Source organism: Streptomyces sp. R-07 (assembly GCF_049913175.1).
In the GTDB taxonomy this organism is placed as follows: Bacteria; Actinomycetota; Actinomycetes; order Streptomycetales; family Streptomycetaceae; genus Streptomyces.
In genome coordinates, this window is the sequence record NZ_CP183978.1 from 3,876,099 (window position 1) to 3,897,457 (window position 21,359).

Consider the following 21,359-nt stretch of genomic DNA (forward strand, 5'->3'; position numbering starts at 1 on the left):
AAGGCGGGGCTCCGAGGCTCCGGGGGCCCTGAGGGCTCCGGTAGCCCGGGGCTTCGTCAGCCGGTCTCGGTGCCCGAGCCCGGCGGCGGGGTGTCCGGGTTGCCGTTGCCGCCGGAGGAGTCGTCGGTCGGCTCGCCCGTCGGCTCCGTCGGGGGCTCGGTCGTCGGCTCGCCCGTCGGCTCGTCCGTCTTCGTGGGCTCGGTCGGCGGCGTGGTCGTCGGCGTCGGCGGCTCGGTCGTCGGCGTGCCCGTGGTCTCGGTCGGCGTATCCGTCGTCGGCGGGTTCCACGTGTCCTGCGTCGAGCCGCCGCTGGAGGTGCCCGGCTCCTCGGTCTGGTCCTGGGTGGGCTCCTCCGAGGGCGTGGGCTCCTCGGAGGCCGTCGACGGCGAGTTGGTGACGGTCGGCGTGGTGCCGCCCGTGGTGCCGTCCCGCTCGCCCGCCTTGTCGAGGGCGAAGACGACACCCGCGACGACCGCGATCAGCGCGAGCGCGGCGAACAGCCAGATCTTGCCCCGGCCGCCGTTGCCGCCGTTCTGCGAGCCGTAGCCGTCCTGGCCGTAGCCGCCGGTGCCGCCCGTGCCGCCGTCGTAACCGCCGTACCCGCCGTCGTTCGGGTTCATCGGCGGGAGGATCGGGCCCTGCGCGGTCTCGCCGTGCATCGGGTGACCCATCGCGGTCGTCGCGGCCATGCCGCCGCCCGGCGTGTGCCCGCCGTCGTGCATCTCGACCGGCCCGGTGTTCCACATGCCGGTGTGGCCGCCCTGCTGCTGGAGCATCTGCAGGCTGTACTGGATCAGCCCGCGCATCTCCTCGGCGCTCTGGAACCGGTCGTCCGGGTCCTTCGCGAGCGAGCGCATCACCAGGCCGTCGAGCTCCGGCGGCACGGAGTGCGTGACGTCGGACGGCGGGATCGGGGTGTCCTGGACGTGCTGGTACACGACGGACAGCGGCGTCTCGCCGGTGAACGGGGGCCGCAGCGCGAGGAGCTCGTAGAGGAGGCAGCCCGTCGCGTACAGGTCGGAGCGGTGGTCGACCGCCTTGCCGAGGGCCTGCTCGGGGGAGAGGTACTGCGGGGTGCCCATGACCATGCCGGTCTGGGTCATCGTCGACTGCGCGCCGTGCAGGGCGCGCGCGATGCCGAAGTCCATGACCTTCACCGCACCGCCGTGCGTGATGATCACGTTCGCCGGCTTGATGTCGCGGTGCACGATGCCGTGCTGGTGCGAGTAGGCCAGCGCCTCCAGGACCCCGGAGACGATGATGAGCGCCTGCTCGGGACCGGGCGCCTCGGCGCTGAGCAGCAGGTCACGGATGGTGCGGCCCTCGACCAGCTCCATCACGATGTACGGCACGGGCCGGCCGCCCACCAGGTCCTCGCCGGAGTCGTACACGGCGACGATGGCGTGGTGGTTGAGCCCGGCGACGGACTGCGCCTCGCGGGTGAAACGGGCCTTGGAGACCGGGTCCTCGGCGAGATCGGCGCGCAGCAGCTTGACGGCCACGGTGCGGCCCAGCCGTACGTCCTCGGCGGCGAAGACCTCCGCCATGCCGCCCCGGCCCAGACGGTGCGTCAGGCGGTAACGGCCGTCGCCGACGACTCCGCCCTCGCCCCAGGATTCCGCCGACGCGTCCGGCACACCGCCACCTGCTCCGGATTCGGGTGCCATCAGTCCTCGCCGTCGTCTGTCGTGCCGTGTCCAGTCGTCACGCTACAGGCTCCGTGCGACACCACGGTTCGAGATGGACCGGCCATCCAACCCCCTCGACGTACGCCTGTGCAAATTCGACGGGGTTCCTCCGGGACCGCGGAAACGCTTCGGCGAAGCTTCCTGTGCGGAGGGTCACGGAACGGGCACCGAACCGGTGCCCGGCTTGACGTGTCACTGCCCTGGGGCAGACTTGGCCAGGAAATTCCGGATCAACGCCGCCACGCGCGCGTAGGGGGAAGCACAGATGAGCCAGGACGGCGCACAGGGCCGCTATGCGGGCGGTTCGGTCGCGGGCGGCCGGTACCAGCTGCGTGACCTTCTCGGCGAGGGCGGCATGGCGTCGGTGTATCTGGCGTACGACAGCGCACTCGACCGGCAGGTCGCCATCAAGACGCTGCACACCGAGCTCGGCCGGGAGCAGTCCTTCCGCGAGCGGTTCCGCCGCGAGGCGCAGGCCGTCGCGAAGCTGTCGCACACGAACATCGTCTCGGTCTTCGACACCGGCGAGGACACCCTCGACGGCGCCGTCATGCCGTACATCGTCATGGAGTACGTGGAGGGGCAGCCGCTCGGCTCGGTCCTCGCCTCGGACGTCCAGCAGTACGGCGCGATGCCGGCCGACAAGGCGCTCAAGGTCACGGCCGACGTGCTGGCCGCCCTCGAGGTCAGCCACGAGATGGGCCTGGTCCACCGCGACATCAAGCCGGGCAACGTGATGACGACCAAGCGCGGCGTGGTCAAGGTCATGGACTTCGGCATCGCCCGGGCCATGCAGTCCGGCGTCACCTCGATGACGCAGACCGGCATGGTCGTCGGCACCCCGCAGTACCTCTCCCCCGAGCAGGCCCTCGGCCGCGCGGTGGACGCCCGCTCCGACCTCTATTCGGTCGGGATCATGCTCTTCCAGCTGCTGACGGGCCGTCTGCCCTTCGACGCCGACTCCCCGCTCGCCATCGCGTACGCGCACGTGCAGGAGGAGCCGGTCGCCCCGTCCTCCGTCAACCGTTCGGTGACGCCGGCGATGGACGCGCTCGTCGCCCGCGCGCTGCGGAAGAACCCGAACGAGCGGTTCCCGAGCGCGGCGGCGATGCGCGACGAGTGCCTGCGGGTGCTCTCGGCCGGCCAGACGGGCGCCCCGATGATCGTCCAGGGCGGTCCGGTCAGCAGCGGTGCGGGCGTCGGCTCGGCGGTCTTCCCGCCCGTCGGCCAGACCCCGCCGCCCGGCCCGCACGGCGTGCAGCAGCCCTACCTGCCGCCGACGCCGCAGCCCGGCCCGTACGGCCCCGCGACCCCGGCGCCCGCCCCCGCGTACGGCTACCCGCAGCAGGCGCCGACGCCCGCGCCGGCCTACCAGACCCCGGCTCCCGTCGCACCGGCCTACCAGACCCCGGCCCCCGCGCCGTACGCGCCGACGCCGGCGCCCATGCCCTCCCCCGCCCCGGTCGCGTCCGGCGGCTCCCGTCGGAACACCCCGGTGATCGTCGGCGCGATCGCCGTCGCGCTGCTCGCGGTCGGCGGCCTGGTCGTGGCGCTCACGTGGGACAAGAAGGAGGACCCGCAGGCGGGCGGGACCGGCGGCACGGACACGCAGCAGAGCCAGTCGGCGACCCCCGGCCACAAGGGTCCCGACCTGACCAAGACCATCGACACGAAGAAGTGCACGCAGCCTTCGGAGTCGAGCGACGACCCCAGCAAGTTCGAGGTCCCCAACTTCACCTACAAGAACCTCCAGTCGGTGAAGGACTGTGTCCAGGCGGCGGGGTGGAAGATCATGACCGAGACCCCGGTGGACGAGTCCACGTACGGCGAGGACACGGTCCTGGAGCAGTACCCGCCGGCCGGCCAGGACATCACGGACAAGGACGCCGAGTTCACCCTCAAGTACTCGACGGGCAACCCGCCGCAGTAGAGCGGCCCACCCGCCGCTGAGGTCACAAGTGACCCGCAGCTGAGGTCACAAGTGACCCGCCGCAGTGGTCACGGGTGACCCCGTACGCCCCCTGCCCCGTCCCGGATGCCGGAACTGTTCCGACATGTGACGCTGAGTTGACCATCTCGGCGGCTCGGTACGGGAGGGGGTCACCCGGTGACTCCAGCACTCCGCAAGGCACGCGTGCGGGCTCTTCGCCCCGCGCTCACCTGCGCGTTCACCTGCGCCTGCGCCCTGTACGCCGCGCCCGTCGCGTACACGGCGGAGGGCCCCGGCACCTCGGTGGGCACCACGGCCCCGACGCCGGTGAGCCCGTCCTCCGCCGCGCCCTCGCCGACCGCGACGCCGGTCGACCCCTCCCCGTCCGCCTCCCCCTCCCCTTCTTCTTCCACGGGAGGCACGCGTCCCCCGGAAGGCCCTTCGGGAGGCACCCGCCCGCCGGGAGGCACCCGCGCCCCCGGCTTCCCCGCGCCCGCGCCCACCGGCACCGGGGCGCCGGCCTCCCCGGACGCGCCGAGCGCCGAGCCCTCCGACGCCCCCGCCCCGAGCGGTTCCGCCTCCCTCGCGGGCCGGCCCGCCGGCGAGGGGCGGCCCCGCCCGGGACGCACCGAGTCCGCCGGCGCCTCCGCCTCGCCGGGCGCCACGGCACCGTCCCCCGGCCCCTCTCGTACCGAAACCGCTACAACCTCGCGCGAGCACGGGGCCGCCGAAGAGGCCGACGACGCGGTACGCGAGGAGGACCCGGCGCTGCCCGAGGCGGCGCCCGCCAGCCAGCCCGCCGGGGCGCCCGGCCTCGCGTCCGAGGCCTCGCCCACCCTCGTCGACCAGCGGATTCCCGTCCTCACCCTGGGCGTGGGGCTGGCCCTGATGGGGCTCGGCATCGGCTTCCTCGGGCTCCGGATGCGCCGCCGCTGACCCCGCCGGGACCGCGGGGTCCCCCTTGAGTCGGACCTCCCGCTTCCCCCTCAGGACGGTTGTCCGCCGCGGCATACCCGGTATACATACTGAGTATGTCGATCCGCCACGGGCTCCTCGCCCTCCTCGAACGCGGCCCTCGCTACGGCTCCCAGCTCCGTACGGAGTTCGAGTCCCGCACCGGCTCCACCTGGCCGCTCAACGTCGGCCAGGTCTACACGACCCTCAACCGGCTGGAGCGCGACGGCATGGTCGCCCAGGGCGGCGAGGACACGGCCGGGCACACGCTCTACGCGATCACCGACAGCGGCCGCGCCGAGCTGAGGACCTGGTTCGAGAAGCCGGTGGACCGCACCAGCCCCGCCCGCGACGAGCTGGCCATCAAGCTCGCCATGGCCGTGGGCGCGCCCGGCGTCGACATCCGCGCCGTGATCCAGTCCCAGCGCCGGCACACCGTGAAGGCGATGCAGGACTACACCCGGCTCAAGGCGCAGGCCCTGCTCGCCGTCGAGGGGGGAGGGGCCCGGGAGCGGGACGACGTGGCCTGGCTGCTCGTCCTGGAGCAGCTGATCTTCCAGACCGAGGCGGAGGCCCGCTGGCTGGACCACTGCGAGTCCCGGCTGATCCGCCTGTCGACGATGACCACGCCGGGGACCGCGGGGATGCCGGGGACGCCGGGGACCCCCGCGGCCGCACCCGCGGCCCAGGCCGTGTCGGCTGCCCCGGCCGCGCCTGCTTCTCCTGCTTCCCCTGCTTCCCCTGCCACCCCGGCTGCCCCGATCGCGCCCAGCACCTCGGTCGCCCCGGGCACCTCGGCCCCTTAGCCCACTCGAACCACCGGTCCGCACGGGGCGCGTCCACCGCACAGTCGCGCCCCGCCCGTACCGCTGACGCACCACCTTCCACCGCACGCTCCCGTACCCGGCCGACCGCCGCGTACGGCCAACGGGGGGACCCCTCCATGTCGACACAGCAGCCCGTGCTGCAACTCCAGAACCTGACCCGCGTCCACGGCGCGGGCGCCACCGAGGTGCATGCCCTGCGCGGCATCGACCTCGCCGTGTACCCCGGCGAACTCGTCGCCGTCATGGGCCCGTCGGGCTCCGGCAAGTCCACGCTGCTCACCATCGCGGGCGGCCTGGACACCCCCAGCTCGGGCCGGGTGATCGTCGAGGACACCGACATCACCACCGCGAGCGTCAAGGAGCTCGCTGCCCTGCGCCGCCGCAGCATCGGGTACGTCTTCCAGGACTACAACCTCATCCCGGCCCTGACCGCCGCCGAGAACGTCGCCCTGCCCCGCGAGCTGGACGGGACCTCCGCCCGCAAGGCGCGCGTCGAGGCCGTCGCCGCCCTGGAGGAGATGGGCCTCGGCCACCTCGCCGACCGCTTCCCCGACGAGATGTCCGGCGGCCAGCAGCAGCGCGTGGCCATCGCGCGCGCCCTCGTCGGCGACCGCCGGCTCGTCCTCGCCGACGAGCCGACCGGCGCCCTCGACTCCGAGACCGGCGAGTCCGTGCTCGCGCTGCTCCGCACCCGCTGCGACGCGGGTGCCGCCGGTGTCCTCGTCACCCACGAGCCGCGGTTCGCGGCCTGGGCCGACCGGGTGGTGTTCCTGCGGGACGGCGCCATCGTCGACCAGACCGTGCGCAGCGAGGCCGATTCGCTTCTCTCGGGCCAGGTGGCTGAGGCGTGAAGACCTGGTTCCACTCCTGGCGGGCCGCGATCCGCATAGCCCGCCGCGACGCCTGGCGTTCCAAGGGCCGCAGCTCTCTCGTCCTCGCGATGATCGCGCTGCCCATCCTGGGCGTCAGCGCCCTCGATCTGACCTACCGCAGCTCCGAACTCTCCCCCGCCGAGCGGGTGGAGCGGACCATCGGCGCGGCCGACGCGCGCTTCAGGGACGCCCAGGTCGGCGGCGTCCCGATCTTCCAGGACCCGACCGGCGAGATGCACACGACGGTCAAGGACTACGACAACGAGCCGTGGCCGTCCGGCTCCACCGATGTCACCAAGGCCGTGCCCGCGGGCTCCACCGTCCTCACGGACACCGCCGGTTCGGCCAAGCTGACGACGGCCCACGGTCTGCTCATGACCGACGTGCGTGAGCTCAAGGCGTCCGATCCGATCGCCCGCGGCATCATGTCGCTCCTGGAGGGGCGTTTCCCGGAGAAGAACGACGAGGTCATGGCGACCTCGCACTTCCTGGAGTCCAGCGGTCTGTCGGTCGGCTCGACCCTTTCCGCTCGCAACTTCGATCGCCCGTACCGGATCGTCGGCGCCTACGAACTTCCCGACTCCCTCAACACCGACCAGGTCAACGCGCTGCCGGGGGCCTTCCTCGCCCCGTACGCGAAGGCCGTCGAGAAGGCCGGTCTGCCCGCACCCGACACCTCCGTGTCCTACCTGGTGCGCAAGCCCGGTGGTTTCACGTGGAACACCGTCAAGGAGATCAACTCCCGGGGTGTCGTCGTCGTCTCGCGTGCCGTGCTGCTCGACCCGCCCGCCGAGTCCGAGGTCCCGCTCAACCAGAAGGACGGCTGGGGCGACTACGACTCCAGCCCCGCGGCCGACGCCGCCGAACTCGCCTCCCTCGCCACCGTCGTCGGCCTGGCGATGCTGGAGATCTGTCTGCTCGCCGGACCCGCCTTCGCGGTCGGCGCCCGCCGCTCGCGCCGCCAGCTGGGCCTGGTCGGGGCCAACGGCGGTGCCCGCAGCCACATCCGGGCCATCGTGCTGAGCGGCGGCCTGGTCATCGGTATCGCCGCGGCGGTCACCGGTACGGTCCTCGCCCTGATCCTCACCCTGGCGCTCCAGCCGCTCCTCGAATCGACGATGGGGCAGCGGTTCGGCGCCTTCGACATCCGGCCCCTCGAACTGCTCGGCATCGCGCTGCTCGCGGTCCTGACCGGCCTGCTCGCCGCGATCGTCCCGGCCGTCACCGCCTCCCGGCAGACCGTGCTCGCCTCGCTCACCGGCCGGCGCGGCGTCCGCCGCAGCAGCCGGGTGCTGCCCCTGATCGGTCTCGGGGCGCTCCTGCTCGGTGGTGCGATCGCCCTCTTCGGCTCCATGGTCAGCCAGCAGGTCGCCCTCGTGGCGGCCGGCTCCGCCCTCGCCGAGCTGGGCGTGGTCGCCATGACCCCGGCCCTGGTCGGCCTGTTCGGGCGGACCGGCCGCTGGCTGCCGCTCTCTCCGCGCCTCGCGCTGCGGGACGCCGTCCGCAACCGGGGCCGTACGGCACCGGCCGTCGCCGCCGTCCTCGCCGCCGTCGCGGGCACGGTCGCCGTCTCCACGTACATGGCCAGCCGCGAGGCCCAGAACAGGGCCGAGTACGAGGCCAAGCTGCCGTACGGCGTCGCCGCCGCCTTCGTCTCCGAGGAGGGCGGCCGGGACGTCCCCGCCGTCCGCGACGCCGTCCAGCGTCACTTCCCCGTGGACGTCCGCGCCGATGTGGAGCGCGTCTCGGTCGGCAAGCCCGGCTGCCCGCCCTGGGGCGGCGACCCGAGCTGCGGCCGCTACGAGGTCCTCGTCCCCCCGGCGAACGAATGTCCGCTGTACGCGGCGGTCCCGGGCGGCGGCGACCCCTCGGAGAAGTTCACGCCCGAGCAGCGGCGGAAGCTGCTCACCGAGGACTGGCGGTGCAAGGACTCCGCGAGCAGCGGGATGTACATCTCCGACGGCGGCCTGCTCGTCGGTGACGCCAAGCTGCTCCAGGTCCTCGGTCTCGACGACCCCGCGACCGTGAAGGCCCTCGCCGACGGCAGGATCGTCGCCTTCAACCGCGCCCTGGTCGACAAGAACGGCACCGTCGGGATCAAGCAGATCACCGACATCGCCGCCGCCGACAAGGCCTCCGAGGAGGGCCGCCCCACCCCCGGCAAGGTCAGCTCCTTGCCCGCCCACCTGGTGCCCGGCGACAAGAAGTCCTACGGCCTCCAGGCCGTCATGACCCCGGCCACCGCCAAGGCCGCCGGCCTCTCCACGGTGCCCCTGGGCGTGTACGTCAGCACCGACCGGCTCCCGGACGGCGAGCAGCGCCAGAAGCTCGACGGCGATCTCGCCAAGCTCGGCAGCAACGTCGAGGTGTACCTGGAAGAGGGCTTCGTCAACGAGTACGGCCTCATCCTGCTCTCGCTGGCCATCTTCGCCGGCCTGGTCACCATCGGCGCCGCCGGCATCGCCACCGGCCTCGCCCAGGCCGACGCCGAGGCCGACCTGAAGACGCTCGCCGCCGTGGGCGCCCCGCCCCGGGTCCGGCGCACGCTCAGCGGATTCCAGTGCGGAGTCGTCGCCGCGATGGGCGTGGTCCTCGGCTCGGCCGCCGGAATGCTGCCCGCGATGGGGCTCCGGCTGACCGAGGAGCGCGATCAGATCCGCTTCTACGAACAGAACCTCGCCGAGGGCTGGAGCGGCGACATGACCCCGCCGTACGTCCCGATCGTCATCCCCTGGGAGACCCTCGCCGGCCTGCTCGTCGCCGTCCCCCTCGGCGCGGCCCTGCTCGCCGCCCTGGTGACCCGCTCGCGCGGCGCGCTGGCCCGGCGCGCCGCGACCTGACGGTCTTCGTTCTCGTCCTGTGCCCCTGTACGAGGGTGGATCACCCCCGTACAGGGGCACACCGTGTGGTGACGCATGTGTACGAGAGAATGGACGGCATGGAGATGCCGAGGAATGACAGGTCGCAGGAGAGCCCCCAGGTCCTCATCGTGGGACAGGACGGGATGGCGCTCGGCGGCACTCAGGGCGACGACGAACCCCGCGAGGTCCCGGTGACGGAAATGGTCGAGCAGCCTGCGAAGGTCATGCGGATCGGCAGCATGATCAAGCAGCTCCTGGAGGAAGTACGGGCGGCCCCTCTGGACGAGGCGAGCCGGGTCAGGCTCAAGGACATCCACGCCAGCTCCGTGAAGGAGCTGGAGGACGGGCTCGCGCCCGAGCTGGTCGAGGAACTGGAGCGGCTCTCCCTGCCGTTCACGGACGAGGCGATCCCCTCCGAGGCGGAGCTGCGCATCGCACAGGCGCAGCTGGTGGGCTGGCTCGAAGGCCTGTTCCACGGCATCCAGACGGCGCTGTTCGCCCAGCAGATGGCGGCCCGCGCCCAGCTGGAGCAGATGCGCCGCGCGCTGCCTCCGGGCTCGTCGCAGGACGATGACGACGACCACGGCCACGGCCACGCGGTCCGCTCGGGACCGTACCTGTAGGTCACGCTCGGAAAAGGGCCCGGCACACCTCGTGTGCCGGGCCCTTTCTCACGCGGGTCAGGCGCGCGGTACGAGCAGCAGCACCTTGCCGACGTGACGCCCGTCCTCCAGCGCCCGGTGCCCCTCGGCGGCCTCGGACATCGACACCGTCCGGTCGACGACCGGCCGGACCGTGCCCGCGCCGATCAGCGGCCAGACGTGTTCCCGTACGGCGGCGACGATCGCCGTCTTCTCCGCCGCCGGACGGGACCGCAGCGTGGTCGCCATGACGGCGGCACGCTTCGCGAGCAGCGCCCCGAGGTTCAGCTCGCCCTTCACCCCGCCCTGGAGGCCGATGACGACCAGCCGGCCGTTCACGGCCAGCGCCTTCACGTTCCGCTCCAGGTACTTGGCGCCCACGATGTCCAGGATGACGTCCGCGCCGGCCCCGTCCGTCGCCTTCGCCAGCTCCTCGACGAAGTCCTGCTCGCGGTAGTCGATGAGGATGTCCGCGCCCAGCTCGGCGCAGCGCGCCAGCTTCTCGGGGCCGCCGGCGGTGACCGCGACCCGCGCGCCGACCGCCTTCGCCAGCTGGATCGCCATCGTGCCGATCCCGCTCGCGCCGCCGTGCACGAGCAGCGTCTCGCCCGGCCGCAGGTGCGCGATCATGAAGATGTTGGACCAGACGGTGCACGCGACCTCGGGGAGCGCGGCGGCTGTGACCAGGTCGACGCCCTCCGGGACCGGCAGCAGCTGGCCGGCCGGGACCACGACCTTCTCCGCGTAGCCGCCGCCGGCGAGCAGCGCGCACACCTCGTCGCCGACGGCCCAGCCGGACACCCCCGGGCCGAGCGCGGTGATCCGGCCCGAGCACTCCAGACCGGGGTACGGGGAGCTGCCCGGCGGCGGGTCGTAGAAGCCCTGGCGCTGGAGCAGGTCGGCGCGGTTGACCGCGCTCGCCACCACCTCGACGAGGACCTCGCCCTCGCCGGGTACGGGGTCGGGAACCTCCGCCCAGACGAGGGCCTCGGGACCGCCGGGTTCCGGAATCGTGATCGCATACATGGCGGCGAGGCTACTCGTCCGGCGGGTCAGTCCTCCGGCGGCGTGGAGAGCGGGGTCACCGGCGCGGCGCGCACGATGGTGATCACCCGGTCGGTGAGCTGGAGCGGACTGGCGGCGGGGTCGTCGTAACCGAGCAGCCGGTGGCCGCGGAGCACGCTCACCACCAGGTCGCCGGTCTCCCGCACGCTCTTGCCGGCCTCGTTCTTGGTCACCGGCCGTTCCACCAGGTCGAGGCCCGAGCCCTGCTGGATGAGGTCCTCCATCACCGTGCCGGCGCTGGGACTGAGCACGGAGAGGCCGAGCAGGCGCCCGGCGGCGCTGGCGCTGGTGATGACCGCGTCCGCGCCGGACTGGCGCAGCAGCGGCGCGTTCTCCTCCTCGCGGACCGCGGCGACGATCTTCGCGCCCCGGTTGAGCTGGCGTGCCGTCAGGGTGACCAGGACCGCCGTGTCGTCGCGCTGGGTGGCGATCACGATCTGCCGGGCCCGCTGCAGCTCGGCACGGAGCAGCACGTCGCTGCGGGTCGCGTCGCCGACGACGCCGACGAAACCGTCCGCGTTCGCCGTCTCGATCACCTTGCTGGAGGGGTCGACGATGACGATCTGTTCCTTGCGGAGCCCGGTCGCGCAGAGGGTCTGGATCGCGGACCGACCCTTCGTCCCGAAACCGACGATGACGGTGTGGTCACGCAAGGTGGACCTCCAGCGGTTCAGCCGGAACTCCTCCCGGGTCCGCTCGGTGAGGACCTCGAGAGTGGTGCCGACCAGGATGATCAGGAAGAGCACGCGCAGGGGCGTGATCAGCAGGATGTTGGTGAGACGCGCCGAGGCGCTGTACGGGACGATGTCGCCGTATCCGGTGGTGGAGAGCGTCACGGTCGCGTAGTAGGCGCAGTCGAGGAAGTCGAGCGTCCCGTCGGCGTTGTCGTGGTAGCCGTCGCGGTCGGCGTAGACGATGAGGATCGTCACGACCAGCACGCCGAGCGCCATGAGCAGCCGTTTGCCGACCTGGCGCAGCGGCTTCTGGACGACCCTGCGGGGCAGCCGGACCTGCGGGCCCGAGATCCGCTCGTCCGCATCGCGGGCCATCACGTCACGGCTGGGAAGTTTCACGTGAAACACGCTCCTTGGGCCGGTACGGCGCCCGACGTCGGCGGCCAGGGAAGGTCGAGGACATCCAGCTCCTGGCCGGACCGGGCGCCGCCGGGCGGGACGACGGCCATGCCGTCCGCGACGGCGATGCCCCGGAGCATGGCCGGCCCGTTGTAGTGCAGCGGAACGAGCTCGTCGCCCCGGCGGACGACCGGGACGAGCCGGGTGTCATGGGGATGCCCGTGCACCTCGACCCGCACGGGGGCGCGGCCACCCGAGAGAAGTGCCCCGGAGGGGGCGGTGCCGACCGTCGGGCTCCCGGCCGGCGCGCTCCCTTCCAAGGGGCTCCCGGCCGGAGGGCTCCCGGCCAAGGGGCTCCCGGCCGGAGGGCTCCCGGCCAAGGGGCTCCCGGCCGGAGGGCTCCCGGCCAGCGCGGCGAGCAGCGGCTCGGCGAGGGTGAGGAGCCCGGAGACCGCGGCGAGCGGGTTGCCGGGCAGGCCGACGAGGTGGCGGCGGCCGCCCAGGGCCGCCAGGAGCATCGGGTGGCCGGGGCGGACCTTCACCCCGTCGACCAGGAGCACGGCGCCCGCCTTGTCGAGCACGCGGTGGAGGTGGTCGACGGGCCCGGCAGCGGTGCCTCCGGTGGTGACGACCAGGTCGGCGGCGGAGCCGGTGACGGCCTCGTACAGCTCCTCGGCGTCGTCGCCGATCCGCCGGGTGGCGAGCACCTCGGCGCCGAGCGCCGTCAGCCAGGGGCCGAGCATCGGGCCGAGGGCGTCACGGATGAGCCCCTCGTGGGGGAGACCGGCCGCGAGCAGCTCGTCGCCGAGAACGAGGACCTCGACCCGGGGGCGCGAGGGCACGGGGAGCTCGTCGTACCCGGCGGCCGCGGCGAGGCCCAGAACGGCGGGGGTCACGGCGGTGCCCACGGGCAGCAGCTCGTCGCCGGAGCGGCACTCCTGGCCCCGGGGGCGGATGTCCTGTCCGGAGACCACCTCGCGCAGGGCGTGCAGCAGAAGGCCCGGCCCGGCGGGGGCTCCGGTGTGCTCCGTACGGGAGTGCTCGGTACGGATGACGGCGGTGGTCCCGGGCGGGACGGGGGCGCCGGTGGCGATCCGTACGGCCTCGCCGTCGGCCAGCGCGGCGGCGGGCGTGTGGCCCGCGAGCACGGGTGTCTCCGCGCGGACGGTCCAGGGGCCCGGGCCCGGACCCGCGACGGCCCAGCCGTCCATGGCGGAGGTGTCGAAGGAGGGCAGGTCGGTGAGGGCGAGGAGCGGCTCGGCCAGGACGTGGCCGAGCGCCTGCCCGAGCGGGAGGCGCCGCGGTTCGCGGCCGGCCCGCGCCGCGGTCCCGGCGCGGACGGCGGCGGCCCGCGCCTCGGGCCAGGCGGTGGCCCGGTGCGGCGGCTCGGCCTTCGCGCCGGTGGCGGTTCCGGGGGCCACGGGGACGGGCTCCTTCAGACTCATCCGGCCTCGTCCTGCTCGGCGGCCCAGCGCTGGGCGAGCGCCGCGGCCTTGCGGGCTGCCTCGGCGACGGCCTCGGGTCCGCCCTCGGCGCCCGCGCGCGCCGCCGCGTAGCCGACCAGGAAGGTGGTCAGGGGCGCGGCGGGGCGGGCCACGCCGTGGGCGGCGTCACGGGCGAGGTCGAGCAGCACGCCGGTGTCGACGTCCAGTTCGATGCCCAGTTCGTCCTTGACTGCGGTGATCCATTCATCCAGCACGGTCCCATGCTCCCTGATGCGGGCCCGGGCCGTGGCGATGTCCTCCCAGGTGTCGCAGTCGAAGGAGGCCAGGGGGTCCGCGGCGACCCGGGTGAGTCCCAGTCCCGCGGTGAGGAGACGAAGCGGGCCGTCGGCGAGGGTGCCCCGCCGGTCGGCGATGAGAGCCAGTTCCCGCAGGAGCGGGGTGCGGCGGTACGCGGCGACGAGCGGCTGGTCCCGTCCCTCGGCGTCGGTGAGGAGCGCCGCTTCGGCGCCGGATGCCGCGTCGAGCGCGTCGAGGAGGCGGCGGACGGTGGCCCCGTCGAGGAAGGGCAGGTCGGCGGAGAGGACGAGGAGGACGTCGGCGCCGGTCTCCCGTACGCCGGCGCCGAGGGCGGCCAGCGGGCCGCCGCCGGGCGGGTCCTCCCTGGTCCAGCGGACGGGCCGGGCGGTCGGGCGGGGGTCCGCGACGACCACGGTCAGGCCGGCGTCGGGGCAGGCCGCGAGCACCCGGTCGAGGAGGGTCCGGCCCCCGATCCGTACCGCGGGCTTGTCGGAGCCGCCGAGGCGCCGGGCGGCGCCCCCGGCGAGCACGACGGCGTCGTATGCGGTGGTCACCCCAGCAGTATGGGCCGCCCGGTCCCGTCACCGACGGGCCCGTCTCCCTTGCTGAGACGGCCGGGACGGACAGACGCGCCGAAGGACAGAGGCACCGACGGCCAACCACAACGAAGCAACGCACCGGCGAACGGCCGGACCGGAGGCGACCGCACCGAACCACCACCAGCGAACGGCTGGACCGGCGGACGGCTGGACCGAGCGGGCGCGCCGGCCCACCGCACCACCGGGATGCCGCACCGCTGGGATGCCCCACCACCGGAATGCCGCACCACCGGGATGCCGCACCGCCGGGATGCCGCACCGCCGGGATGCCGCACCGGACAGACCGTCCGGTGCGGCTGCCCGCGTCAGATCGTGCGGAGCAGGACGGCAGGCTGCTCGACGCAGTCCGCCACGTACCGCAGGAAGCCGCCCGCCGTGCCGCCGTCGCAGACGCGGTGGTCGAAGGTGAGCGAGAGCTGCACCACCTGACGGACGGCCAGTTCGCCCTGGTGCACCCAGGGCTTGGGGATGATCCGGCCGACACCGAGCATGGCGGCCTCGGGGTGGTTGATGATCGGCGTGGAGCCGTCGACCCCGAACACCCCGTAGTTGTTGAGGGTGAACGTGCCGCCGGTCAGATCGGCCGGGGTGATCGCACCCTGCCGGGCCGCCTCCGTCAGCCGGGCGAACTCCTCCGTCAGCGACTCGGCCGTCCGGGTCCCCGCGTCCTTGACCACGGGGACGACGAGCCCGCGCGGGGTCTGGGCGGCGAAGCCGAGGTGCACGGACGGCAGCCGGACGATCTCCCGGGCGGCCGTGTCCACCGTGGAGTTGAGCTCGGGGAACCGGGCCAGGGCGTGCACGCAGATGCGTGCGAGGAGCGCGAGGAGCGAGATCTTCGGCCCGCCGGCCGCGTTCATCGCCTTCCGGGCCGCCATCAGCTCGGTCGCGTCGGCGTCGACCCAGCAGGTCGCGTCGGGGATCTCCGTGCGGCTGCGGGACAGCTTGTCCGCCACCGCGCCACGGACCCCGCGCAGCGGAACCCGCTCCCCGGCCGCCGCGACGGAAACCGCGGCAGGGGCGGGGCTCGGGGCGGGCGCCGGGGCGGCGACCGGCCGCTCCAGGGCCGCGAGGGCCAGCTCCACGTCGGCCCGCAGGATCAGTCCCTCGGGTCCGGATCCGCGCACCTCCCGCAGGTCGAGGCCCCGGTCCCGGGCCAGCTTCCGCACGAGCGGCGAGATGACGGGCACCGGGCCGGCGTGCCCGGCGGACACGGGAGCAGCGACCGCCACGGCCGCGGGAGCGGCAGCCGGGGCCGCAGCGGGAGCCTGGGCGGCGACCGGAGCGGGAGCGACCGCCGGGGCCTGGGCGGCCGCCGGGTTCGCGTGGCTCACCCGGCGGCGCCGGGCGGCGGGCCCGGCCGTGCCGTAGCCGACGAGCACGTTGCCCGAGTACTCCGAGGAGACGGCCGATTCGGCGTCGGCCCGGCCCGCTCCCGGAGCGGCCTCCGCGAGCTCCTCCGGCGCACCCGTGCCGCCCACGGCGACCGTCAGGAGCGGGGCTCCGACGGGCAGTTCGGTGCCCTCCTCGCCGTACCGGGCGGTGACGACACCGCCGTACGGGCAGGGCACCTCGACCATGGCCTTGGCCGTCTCGACCTCGACGACGGGCTGGTCGATGGCGACGACGTCGCCGACGGCGACCAGCCAGCGCACGATCTCGGCCTCGGTGAGTCCCTCACCGAGGTCGGGCAGCTTGAACTCAAGGACCTGTGCCATCAGTTCCCCGCCTCCCACTGGAGTCGCGCCACCGCGTCCAGGACCCGGTCCACGCCCGGCAGGTGGTGCCGCTCCAGCATCGGCGGCGGGTACGGGATGTCGAAGCCCGCGACCCGCAGCACCGGCGCCTCCAGGTGGTGGAAGCAGCGCTCGGTCACGCGTGCGGCGATCTCCGCGCCGGGGCCGCCGAAGCCGGTCGACTCGTGGACGACGACCGCGCGGCCGGTGCGCCGCACCGAGGCGCAGACGGTCTCGTCGTCGAACGGCACGAGCGAGCGTACGTCGACGACCTCCAGGTCCCAGCCCTCGGCCTGCGCGGCCTCCGCCGCCTCCAGACAGACCGGCAGCGAGGGACCGTAGGTGATCAGGGTGGCGCCGGTGCCCCGGCGCCGCACGACGGCCTTGCCGATCGGCTCGACGGACGCGGGCGCCTCGGGAGACCAGTCGGACTTGGACCAGTAGAGCCGCTTGGGCTCCAGGAAGACCACCGGGTCGTCGGAGGCGATGGCCGCGCGCAGCAGCCCGTAGGCGTCCTCGACGGTGGCCGGGGTGACGACGTGCAGCCCCGGGGTGGCCGTGTAGTAGGCCTCGGAGGAGTCGCTGTGGTGCTCGACGCCGCCGATCCCGCCGCCGTACGGGACGCGGATGACGATCGGCATCGGCATCGCGCCGCGCGTCCGGTTCCGCATCTTCGCCACGTGGGAGAGCAGCTGCTCGAACGCCGGGTAGGCGAACGCGTCGAACTGCATCTCCACGACCGGCCGCAGGCCGTACATGGCCATGCCGACGGCCGCGCCGAGGATGCCCGCCTCGGCCAGCGGGGTGTCCGTGCAGCGGTCCTCGCCGAACTCCTTGGCGAGCCCGTCGGTGACCCGGAAGACGCCGCCGAGGGTGCCGACGTCCTCGCCCATCACATGGACGGTCGGGTCCTCGGCCATCGCGTCGCGCATGGCGCGCTGGAGCGCCTGCGCCATCGTGGCGGGCTTCGGCTTCCCGGCGTTCCCGCCGGCCTTGGCCGTCGCGGGGCCGGTCGTCGCGGTCGTCATCACGCCTCACCCTCGGCTTCGAGCTCGGCGCGCAGCTGCGCCGCCTGTTCGCGCAGCTGCGTGGTCTGCTCCGCGTAGACGTGGGAGAAGAGCTCCATCGGGTCGAGCACCGGGTCGGCGTTCATCCGTTCACGCAGGTCCGCGGCCATCGTCTCGGCGGCCTCGGCCGCCGCGCGCCTGCCGTCCTCGTCGAGCAGGCCACGCTCCGTCAGTTCCCGTTCGAGCAGGAGGATCGGGTCGTGTGCCCGCCAGGCCTCGACCTCGCCGGCCGCCCGGTAGCGGGTGGCGTCGTCGGCGTTGGTGTGGGCGTCGATCCGGTAGGTGATGGCCTCGACGAGGGTGGGTCCGCCGCCGCGCCGCGCGCGGGCCACGGCCTCGGTCAGCACCTGGTGGACGGCGACCGCGTCGTTCCCGTCGACGAGCCGGCCCGGCATCCCGTATCCCACGGCCTTGTGGGCGAGGGAGGGGGCGGCGGTCTGCTTGGCGAGCGGCACGGAGATCGCGAAGCCGTTGTTCTGGACGAAGAAGACCACGGGGGCCTGCCAGACGGCCGCGAAGTTCAGCGCCTCGTGGAAGTCGCCCTCGCTGGTGCCGCCGTCGCCGACCATGGCGAGGGCGACGACGTCGTCACCCTTGAGGCGGGCGGCGTGGGCGAGGCCCACGGCGTGCGGGAGCTGGGTGGCCAGCGGGGTGCAGAGCGGCGCGATGCGGTGCTCGCGCGGGTCGTACCCGGTGTGCCAGTCGCCGCGCAGCAGGGTCAGGGCCTGGACGGGGTCGAGGCCCCGGGCGACGGCCGCCAGGGTGTCGCGGTACGAGGGGAAGAGCCAGTCCCGCTCCTCCAGGGCGAGGGCGGCGGCGATCTCGCACGCCTCCTGGCCGGTGGTGGACGGGTACACGGCGAGCCGGCCCTGCTTGGTGAGGGCGGTGGCCTGCGTGTTGTACCGGCGGCCGCGGATCAGCTCCGCGTAGAGCCGGAGCAGCAGCGCGGGGTCGGCGTCGGCCACGGCGTCCGTGCCGAGCACGCGCAGCGGCTCGGCCTCGGGCAGCAGCGGGGCGGGGTCGGTACGCGGCTGCCAGGCCGGCAGCGGGGTGTGCCGGTCAGCGGAAACGGCACCGGGCGGCTCTTGGACTGTCGAACTGCGCTGTTGCAACGAGTCCACCTCCTCGTGGGAGCGGGCATAAGACCCGAAGGCGGGTGGCGCGAATGTGGCGCGCCTCACCTACCGATTGTTCGGTCGTGGAGGCATTTTGGCTACAGGCACCTCCAGCCTGTGGACAAACGGTTCTCCACAGCCTGGGATAAGGGCAGGTCGTCCACGGGAGAGAGGCGGGGGCACATGGCGGATGAACAAATGGCCGACGACTGGGAGCAGGTCGTCGCCCCGGGACCGACAGCAGGGCTCACCGGGACTCCGGCACGCCCTCTGGACGCCATCGACCGCGACATCCTGCGCATCCTGCAGACGGACGGCCGCGCCTCGATCCGCTCCGTGGCCGAGCGGGTGCACGTCTCCCGGGCCAACGCGTACGCGCGGATCAACCGGCTGATCGACGACGGGGTGATCCGCGGCTTCAGCGCGCGCGTCAACCACGAGCGGGCGGGCCACGGCGCCTCCGCCTACATCACGCTCAAGATCGTCCAGAACTCCTGGCGGACCGTGCGCGAACAGCTCCAGGCGCTGCCGGGAGCCGCGCACATCGCCCTGGTCAGCGGCGATTTCGACGTCCTGCTGCTCGTCCACACCCCTGACAACCGGACCCTGCGCGAGCTGGTGCTCACCAAGCTCCAGTCGATCCCCGAGGTGCTCTCCACCCGGACCCTGCTGGTCTTCGAGGAGACGGACCTGGACCCGGACCACCGGGCCACGGGGCACTGAGCCCTCAGTAGCCCGTACGAGGGATCAGCGGGCCGCACGAGGCCGGCCCAGGCCCGTACGGAAGCCTCAGGAGGCCACCCCAGGCCCGCGGTACGGCGCCTCAGCGGGCCACCCAGGCCCGTACGGAAGCCTTCAGGGGCCGCCCCAGGCCCGCGTGCGAAGCCCCAGGGCCCGTACGAGGCCTCAGCGGGCCGTCCTGAGCCCGTCGAAGGCCAGGTGGACCACGGTCTCGGCGAGCTGCTCCCGCTCCGCCGTCGCGTCCGGATGCGGCCGGTACCACTCCACCAGCGAGTTGATCATGCCGAAGAGCAGTCGGGTCGCGAGCCGGATGTCCACGTCGGCCCGCAGGTCGCCCTCGGCGGCGGCGGCCTTCAGGAGATCGGCCACCTTGTGGTCGAACTCGCGGCGCCGCTCCATCGCCCACCGCTCGGTGGCGGTGTTGCCCCGCACCCGCAGCAGCAGCGTCACGTACGGCAGCTCCGCGATCAGCACCTCGACGGTGCGGCGCGTGACGTGCTCGACCCGGTCGACGGCCCGGCCGCGCCCGGCGCCCGGCTCGTCGAGCACCGCGAAGAGCCCGTCGAGCGCCCGGCTGACCGCCCGCCGCAGCAGCTCCTCCTTGCCGGACACGTGGTGGTAGATCGAGGACTTGGAGATCCCGGCCGCCTTGGAGAGGTGCTCCATCGACGTGCCGTCGTAACCGCGCTCGTTGAAGACCCGCACGGCGACCGAGAGCAGCGTCTCGGGGGTGTACGTGTCGCGCTTCGCCGTGGTCATCGCGAGTCCTCCGCGTCCTCGGCGGCCGCCCGGCGCACGAGGCCGAGCCCCGGGGCGTACCGGCCGCCGGTCGTGTACCGCGCGTGCAGCTCGCGGAGCAGACCGCTGATGCGCCGGTGGCCGACCCGGCCGGCCCACTCCAGCGGTCCGGCCGGATAGCTGACCCCGAGCCGCATCGCCGTGTCCACGTCCTCCGCGGTCGCGACCCCCCGGTCGACCGCGTCGGTCGCGATGTCGGCCAGCATCGCGACCGTCCGCGCGACGATCATGCCGGGCACGTCGCCGATCACGGAGACCTGCTTGCCGAGCGCCTGGAAGAGCCCCACCGCCTCGGCGAGGACGCCGGGGTCGAGGTCCTCGCGGGTCGACAGCACGATCCGGCTCGCGGCCGCGTAGTCGTACGCGAGGTCGAAGTAGATGATGGCCTCGGCGTCGTACTCGAAGGAGGTCTCGCCGTCCGTGAGGCTGAGCTCGCCGCCGCCCGGCAGCTCGATGTGGCCGCCGCCCTTCTTGTGCAGGACCGTGATTCCGGCCGCCTCGATGAGCCCCACCAGCGGCTCCGCCGGCCCGAGGTCACCCCAGACAGTGATCCACTCGGGCGCCTTCGCGGGCGCCGCCGTGTGCGGCTCGGGCCGCTCCGCGCCCTCCGCGTACGAGAACCAGCCCTGGCCCGTCTTCCGGCCGAGCCGACCCGACTCGACGAGCCGGCGCTGGGCGAGCGAGGGGGTGAACTTGGGGTCCTGGTAGAAGGAGTCCCACACCGACCGCGTGACGGCCTCGTTCACGTCCTGGCCGATGAGGTCGGTCAGCTCGAAGGGCCCCATGCGGAAGCCGCCGCACTCGCGCAGCGCCGCGTCGATGGTGGCGGGGTCCGCGCCGCCCTCCTCGAAGACGCGGAGCGCCTCGGCGTAGAAGGGGCGGGCGACCCGGTTCACGATGAAGCCGGGGGTGTCCGCGCAGCGCACCGGCGTCTTGCCCCAGCCCTTGACCGTCTCGTACGCGCGCGTGGCGACGTCCGGGTCGGTGGCGAAGCCGCTGACGACCTCGACCAGCGGGAGCAGCGGCGCCGGGTTGAAGAAGTGCAGTCCGACGAACCGGCCGGGCAGCCGCAGCCCTCCCGCGATGGCGGTCACGGAGAGGGAGGAGGTGTTCGTGGCGAGGACGGCGTCGTCGCCGACGATCTTCGCCAGGTCCGCGAAGAGCCGCTGCTTGACCTGGAGGTTCTCGACGATCGCCTCGATCACGAGGGCGGCGTCCGCGAGCTCGGCGGGGTCCTCGGCCGCGTGCAGCCGGCCGACGGCCGCCTCCCGGGCGGCGGCGTCGAGGCGCCCCTTCGCCACGAGCCGGTCCAGGCGGGCGGTGAGGGCGGCGACGGCCTCGGCGGCCCGGCCCGGGGCGCTGTCGTAGAGCCGCACCGGGTGGCCGGCGACCAGCGCGACCTGGGCGATGCCCTGGCCCATGGTCCCGGTGCCGACGACGGCGACGGTGCGGTCCCGTCCGACTGCGGCGATGCGGTCCTGTCCCACGGCGGCGGTCTCACTGGCGGTCACGTCGTCGCTCCCCCTGACGGTCACGTTGGCGCTCATAGGAGTGATCCTCCCCGATGGGTTTTCCACAGGATCGGCGGACCCCCTTGTCCCGACCGATCGTTCGGTTACTCTAACTCCGTACGCGTCTCCCTGCCCAGCT

Annotated in this window: 17 protein-coding genes; 7 read left to right on the forward strand and 10 right to left on the reverse strand. The window is 73.6% G+C overall.

From position 1 onward, the window contains the following. Positions 1-56 precede the first annotated feature (56 nt). On the reverse strand, positions 57-1,667 hold the full coding sequence (locus ACN9M0_RS17655; RefSeq protein WP_426403880.1) for a protein kinase domain-containing protein: 1,611 nt from the start codon (positions 1,665-1,667) through the stop codon (positions 57-59). A 286-nt stretch (positions 1,668-1,953) separates the two neighbouring features. Between ACN9M0_RS17655 and ACN9M0_RS17660 the strand changes: the two genes are divergently transcribed. The 6 genes from ACN9M0_RS17660 to ACN9M0_RS17685 all read left to right on the forward strand — a co-directional run bounded on the left by ACN9M0_RS17660 (position 1,954) and on the right by ACN9M0_RS17685 (position 9,755). Beyond that, positions 1,954-3,618, forward strand: coding sequence for a protein kinase domain-containing protein (locus ACN9M0_RS17660; protein WP_426403881.1), 1,665 nt, complete (start codon positions 1,954-1,956; stop codon positions 3,616-3,618). 177 nt (positions 3,619-3,795) lie between these two features. Then, entirely contained in the window at positions 3,796-4,554 is a 759-nt protein-coding gene (locus tag ACN9M0_RS17665) for a hypothetical protein (protein ID WP_426403882.1), read from the forward strand. Positions 4,555-4,649: 95 nt separating this feature from the next. After that, positions 4,650-5,378: a PadR family transcriptional regulator gene (locus tag ACN9M0_RS17670; protein ID WP_426403883.1), complete on the forward strand. Its 729-nt coding sequence runs from the start codon at positions 4,650-4,652 to the stop codon at positions 5,376-5,378. A 137-nt stretch (positions 5,379-5,515) separates the two neighbouring features. Beyond that, positions 5,516-6,250 (forward strand): ABC transporter ATP-binding protein, encoded by a 735-nt coding sequence (locus tag ACN9M0_RS17675; protein ID WP_189803029.1) that lies wholly within the window; start codon positions 5,516-5,518, stop codon positions 6,248-6,250. Next, positions 6,247-9,111 carry an ABC transporter permease gene (locus tag ACN9M0_RS17680; protein WP_366037299.1) on the forward strand — a complete coding sequence of 955 codons (2,865 nt, stop codon included), beginning with the start codon at positions 6,247-6,249 and terminating at the stop codon, positions 9,109-9,111. The genes ACN9M0_RS17675 and ACN9M0_RS17680 overlap by 4 nt, the downstream gene beginning before the upstream one ends. A 98-nt stretch (positions 9,112-9,209) precedes the next feature. Further along, the gene (locus ACN9M0_RS17685; RefSeq protein ID WP_366037298.1) at positions 9,210-9,755 is read left to right on the forward strand and encodes a bacterial proteasome activator family protein; all 546 of its coding nucleotides are present in this window, start codon (positions 9,210-9,212) and stop codon (positions 9,753-9,755) included. A 57-nt stretch (positions 9,756-9,812) separates the two neighbouring features. On the opposite strand, the gene ACN9M0_RS17690 is transcribed toward ACN9M0_RS17685, so the two are convergent. The 7 genes from ACN9M0_RS17690 to pdhA all read right to left on the reverse strand — a co-directional run bounded on the left by ACN9M0_RS17690 (position 9,813) and on the right by pdhA (position 18,176). Further along, positions 9,813-10,799, reverse strand: a complete 987-nt coding sequence (locus ACN9M0_RS17690) for an NAD(P)H-quinone oxidoreductase (RefSeq protein WP_366037297.1) — start codon at positions 10,797-10,799, stop codon at positions 9,813-9,815. Between the two features lie 26 nt (positions 10,800-10,825). Further along, the gene (locus ACN9M0_RS17695) at positions 10,826-11,911 is read right to left on the reverse strand and encodes a potassium channel family protein (RefSeq protein WP_399696205.1); all 1,086 of its coding nucleotides are present in this window, start codon (positions 11,909-11,911) and stop codon (positions 10,826-10,828) included. Next, positions 11,908-13,356, reverse strand: a complete 1,449-nt coding sequence (locus ACN9M0_RS17700) for a molybdopterin molybdotransferase MoeA (RefSeq protein WP_426403884.1) — start codon at positions 13,354-13,356, stop codon at positions 11,908-11,910. The genes ACN9M0_RS17695 and ACN9M0_RS17700 overlap by 4 nt, the downstream gene beginning before the upstream one ends. Next, positions 13,353-14,207, reverse strand: coding sequence for an NTP transferase domain-containing protein (locus ACN9M0_RS17705; protein WP_426403885.1), 855 nt, complete (start codon positions 14,205-14,207; stop codon positions 13,353-13,355). Before ACN9M0_RS17705 ends, ACN9M0_RS17700 begins: the two co-directional genes overlap by 4 nt. Positions 14,208-14,557: 350 nt before the next feature. Further along, complete coding sequence (locus ACN9M0_RS17710) at positions 14,558-15,970, reverse strand: dihydrolipoamide acetyltransferase family protein (protein ID WP_399696209.1); 1,413 nt, start codon at positions 15,968-15,970, stop codon at positions 14,558-14,560. Continuing rightward, positions 15,970-17,016 carry an alpha-ketoacid dehydrogenase subunit beta gene (locus ACN9M0_RS17715; RefSeq protein WP_426403886.1) on the reverse strand — a complete coding sequence of 349 codons (1,047 nt, stop codon included), beginning with the start codon at positions 17,014-17,016 and terminating at the stop codon, positions 15,970-15,972. Before ACN9M0_RS17715 ends, ACN9M0_RS17710 begins: the two co-directional genes overlap by 1 nt. After that, a complete protein-coding gene (pdhA, locus tag ACN9M0_RS17720) occupies positions 17,016-18,176 on the reverse strand; it encodes a pyruvate dehydrogenase (acetyl-transferring) E1 component subunit alpha (protein ID WP_399696210.1) in 1,161 nt (386 codons plus the stop codon). Before pdhA ends, ACN9M0_RS17715 begins: the two co-directional genes overlap by 1 nt. 177 nt (positions 18,177-18,353) lie before the next feature. Here pdhA and ACN9M0_RS17725 point away from each other — a divergent pair, with 177 nt between their 5' ends. After that, positions 18,354-18,893 (forward strand): Lrp/AsnC family transcriptional regulator, encoded by a 540-nt coding sequence (locus ACN9M0_RS17725; RefSeq protein WP_399696211.1) that lies wholly within the window; start codon positions 18,354-18,356, stop codon positions 18,891-18,893. A 183-nt stretch (positions 18,894-19,076) separates the two neighbouring features. Here the strand turns inward: ACN9M0_RS17725 and ACN9M0_RS17730 are convergent, their stop codons facing one another. Together ACN9M0_RS17730 and ACN9M0_RS17735 are read right to left on the reverse strand one after the other, a co-directional pair. After that, the gene (locus tag ACN9M0_RS17730; protein WP_399696212.1) at positions 19,077-19,670 is read right to left on the reverse strand and encodes a TetR/AcrR family transcriptional regulator; all 594 of its coding nucleotides are present in this window, start codon (positions 19,668-19,670) and stop codon (positions 19,077-19,079) included. After that, the gene (locus ACN9M0_RS17735; protein ID WP_426403887.1) at positions 19,667-21,256 is read right to left on the reverse strand and encodes a 3-hydroxyacyl-CoA dehydrogenase; all 1,590 of its coding nucleotides are present in this window, start codon (positions 21,254-21,256) and stop codon (positions 19,667-19,669) included. Before ACN9M0_RS17735 ends, ACN9M0_RS17730 begins: the two co-directional genes overlap by 4 nt. Positions 21,257-21,359: the final 103 nt, after the last annotated feature.

Bases quoted from the DNA above. Each gene is read 5' to 3' on its own strand.
- ACN9M0_RS17655 (WP_426403880.1), bottom strand. From the start codon at position 1,667: ATGGCACCCGAATCCGGAGCAGGTGGCGGTGTGCCGGACGCGTCGGCG.
- ACN9M0_RS17660 (WP_426403881.1), top strand. From the start codon at position 1,954: ATGAGCCAGGACGGCGCACAGGGCCGCTATGCGGGCGGTTCGGTCGCG.
- ACN9M0_RS17670 (WP_426403883.1), top strand. From the start codon at position 4,650: ATGTCGATCCGCCACGGGCTCCTCGCCCTCCTCGAACGCGGCCCTCGC.
- ACN9M0_RS17675 (WP_189803029.1), top strand. From the start codon at position 5,516: ATGTCGACACAGCAGCCCGTGCTGCAACTCCAGAACCTGACCCGCGTC.
- ACN9M0_RS17685 (WP_366037298.1), top strand. From the start codon at position 9,210: ATGGAGATGCCGAGGAATGACAGGTCGCAGGAGAGCCCCCAGGTCCTC.
- ACN9M0_RS17690 (WP_366037297.1), bottom strand. From the start codon at position 10,799: ATGTATGCGATCACGATTCCGGAACCCGGCGGTCCCGAGGCCCTCGTC.
- ACN9M0_RS17700 (WP_426403884.1), bottom strand. From the start codon at position 13,356: ATGAGTCTGAAGGAGCCCGTCCCCGTGGCCCCCGGAACCGCCACCGGC.
- ACN9M0_RS17710 (WP_399696209.1), bottom strand. From the start codon at position 15,970: ATGGCACAGGTCCTTGAGTTCAAGCTGCCCGACCTCGGTGAGGGACTC.
- ACN9M0_RS17715 (WP_426403886.1), bottom strand. From the start codon at position 17,016: ATGACGACCGCGACGACCGGCCCCGCGACGGCCAAGGCCGGCGGGAAC.
- ACN9M0_RS17725 (WP_399696211.1), top strand. From the start codon at position 18,354: ATGGCGGATGAACAAATGGCCGACGACTGGGAGCAGGTCGTCGCCCCG.
- ACN9M0_RS17730 (WP_399696212.1), bottom strand. From the start codon at position 19,670: ATGACCACGGCGAAGCGCGACACGTACACCCCCGAGACGCTGCTCTCG.
- ACN9M0_RS17735 (WP_426403887.1), bottom strand. From the start codon at position 21,256: ATGAGCGCCAACGTGACCGTCAGGGGGAGCGACGACGTGACCGCCAGT.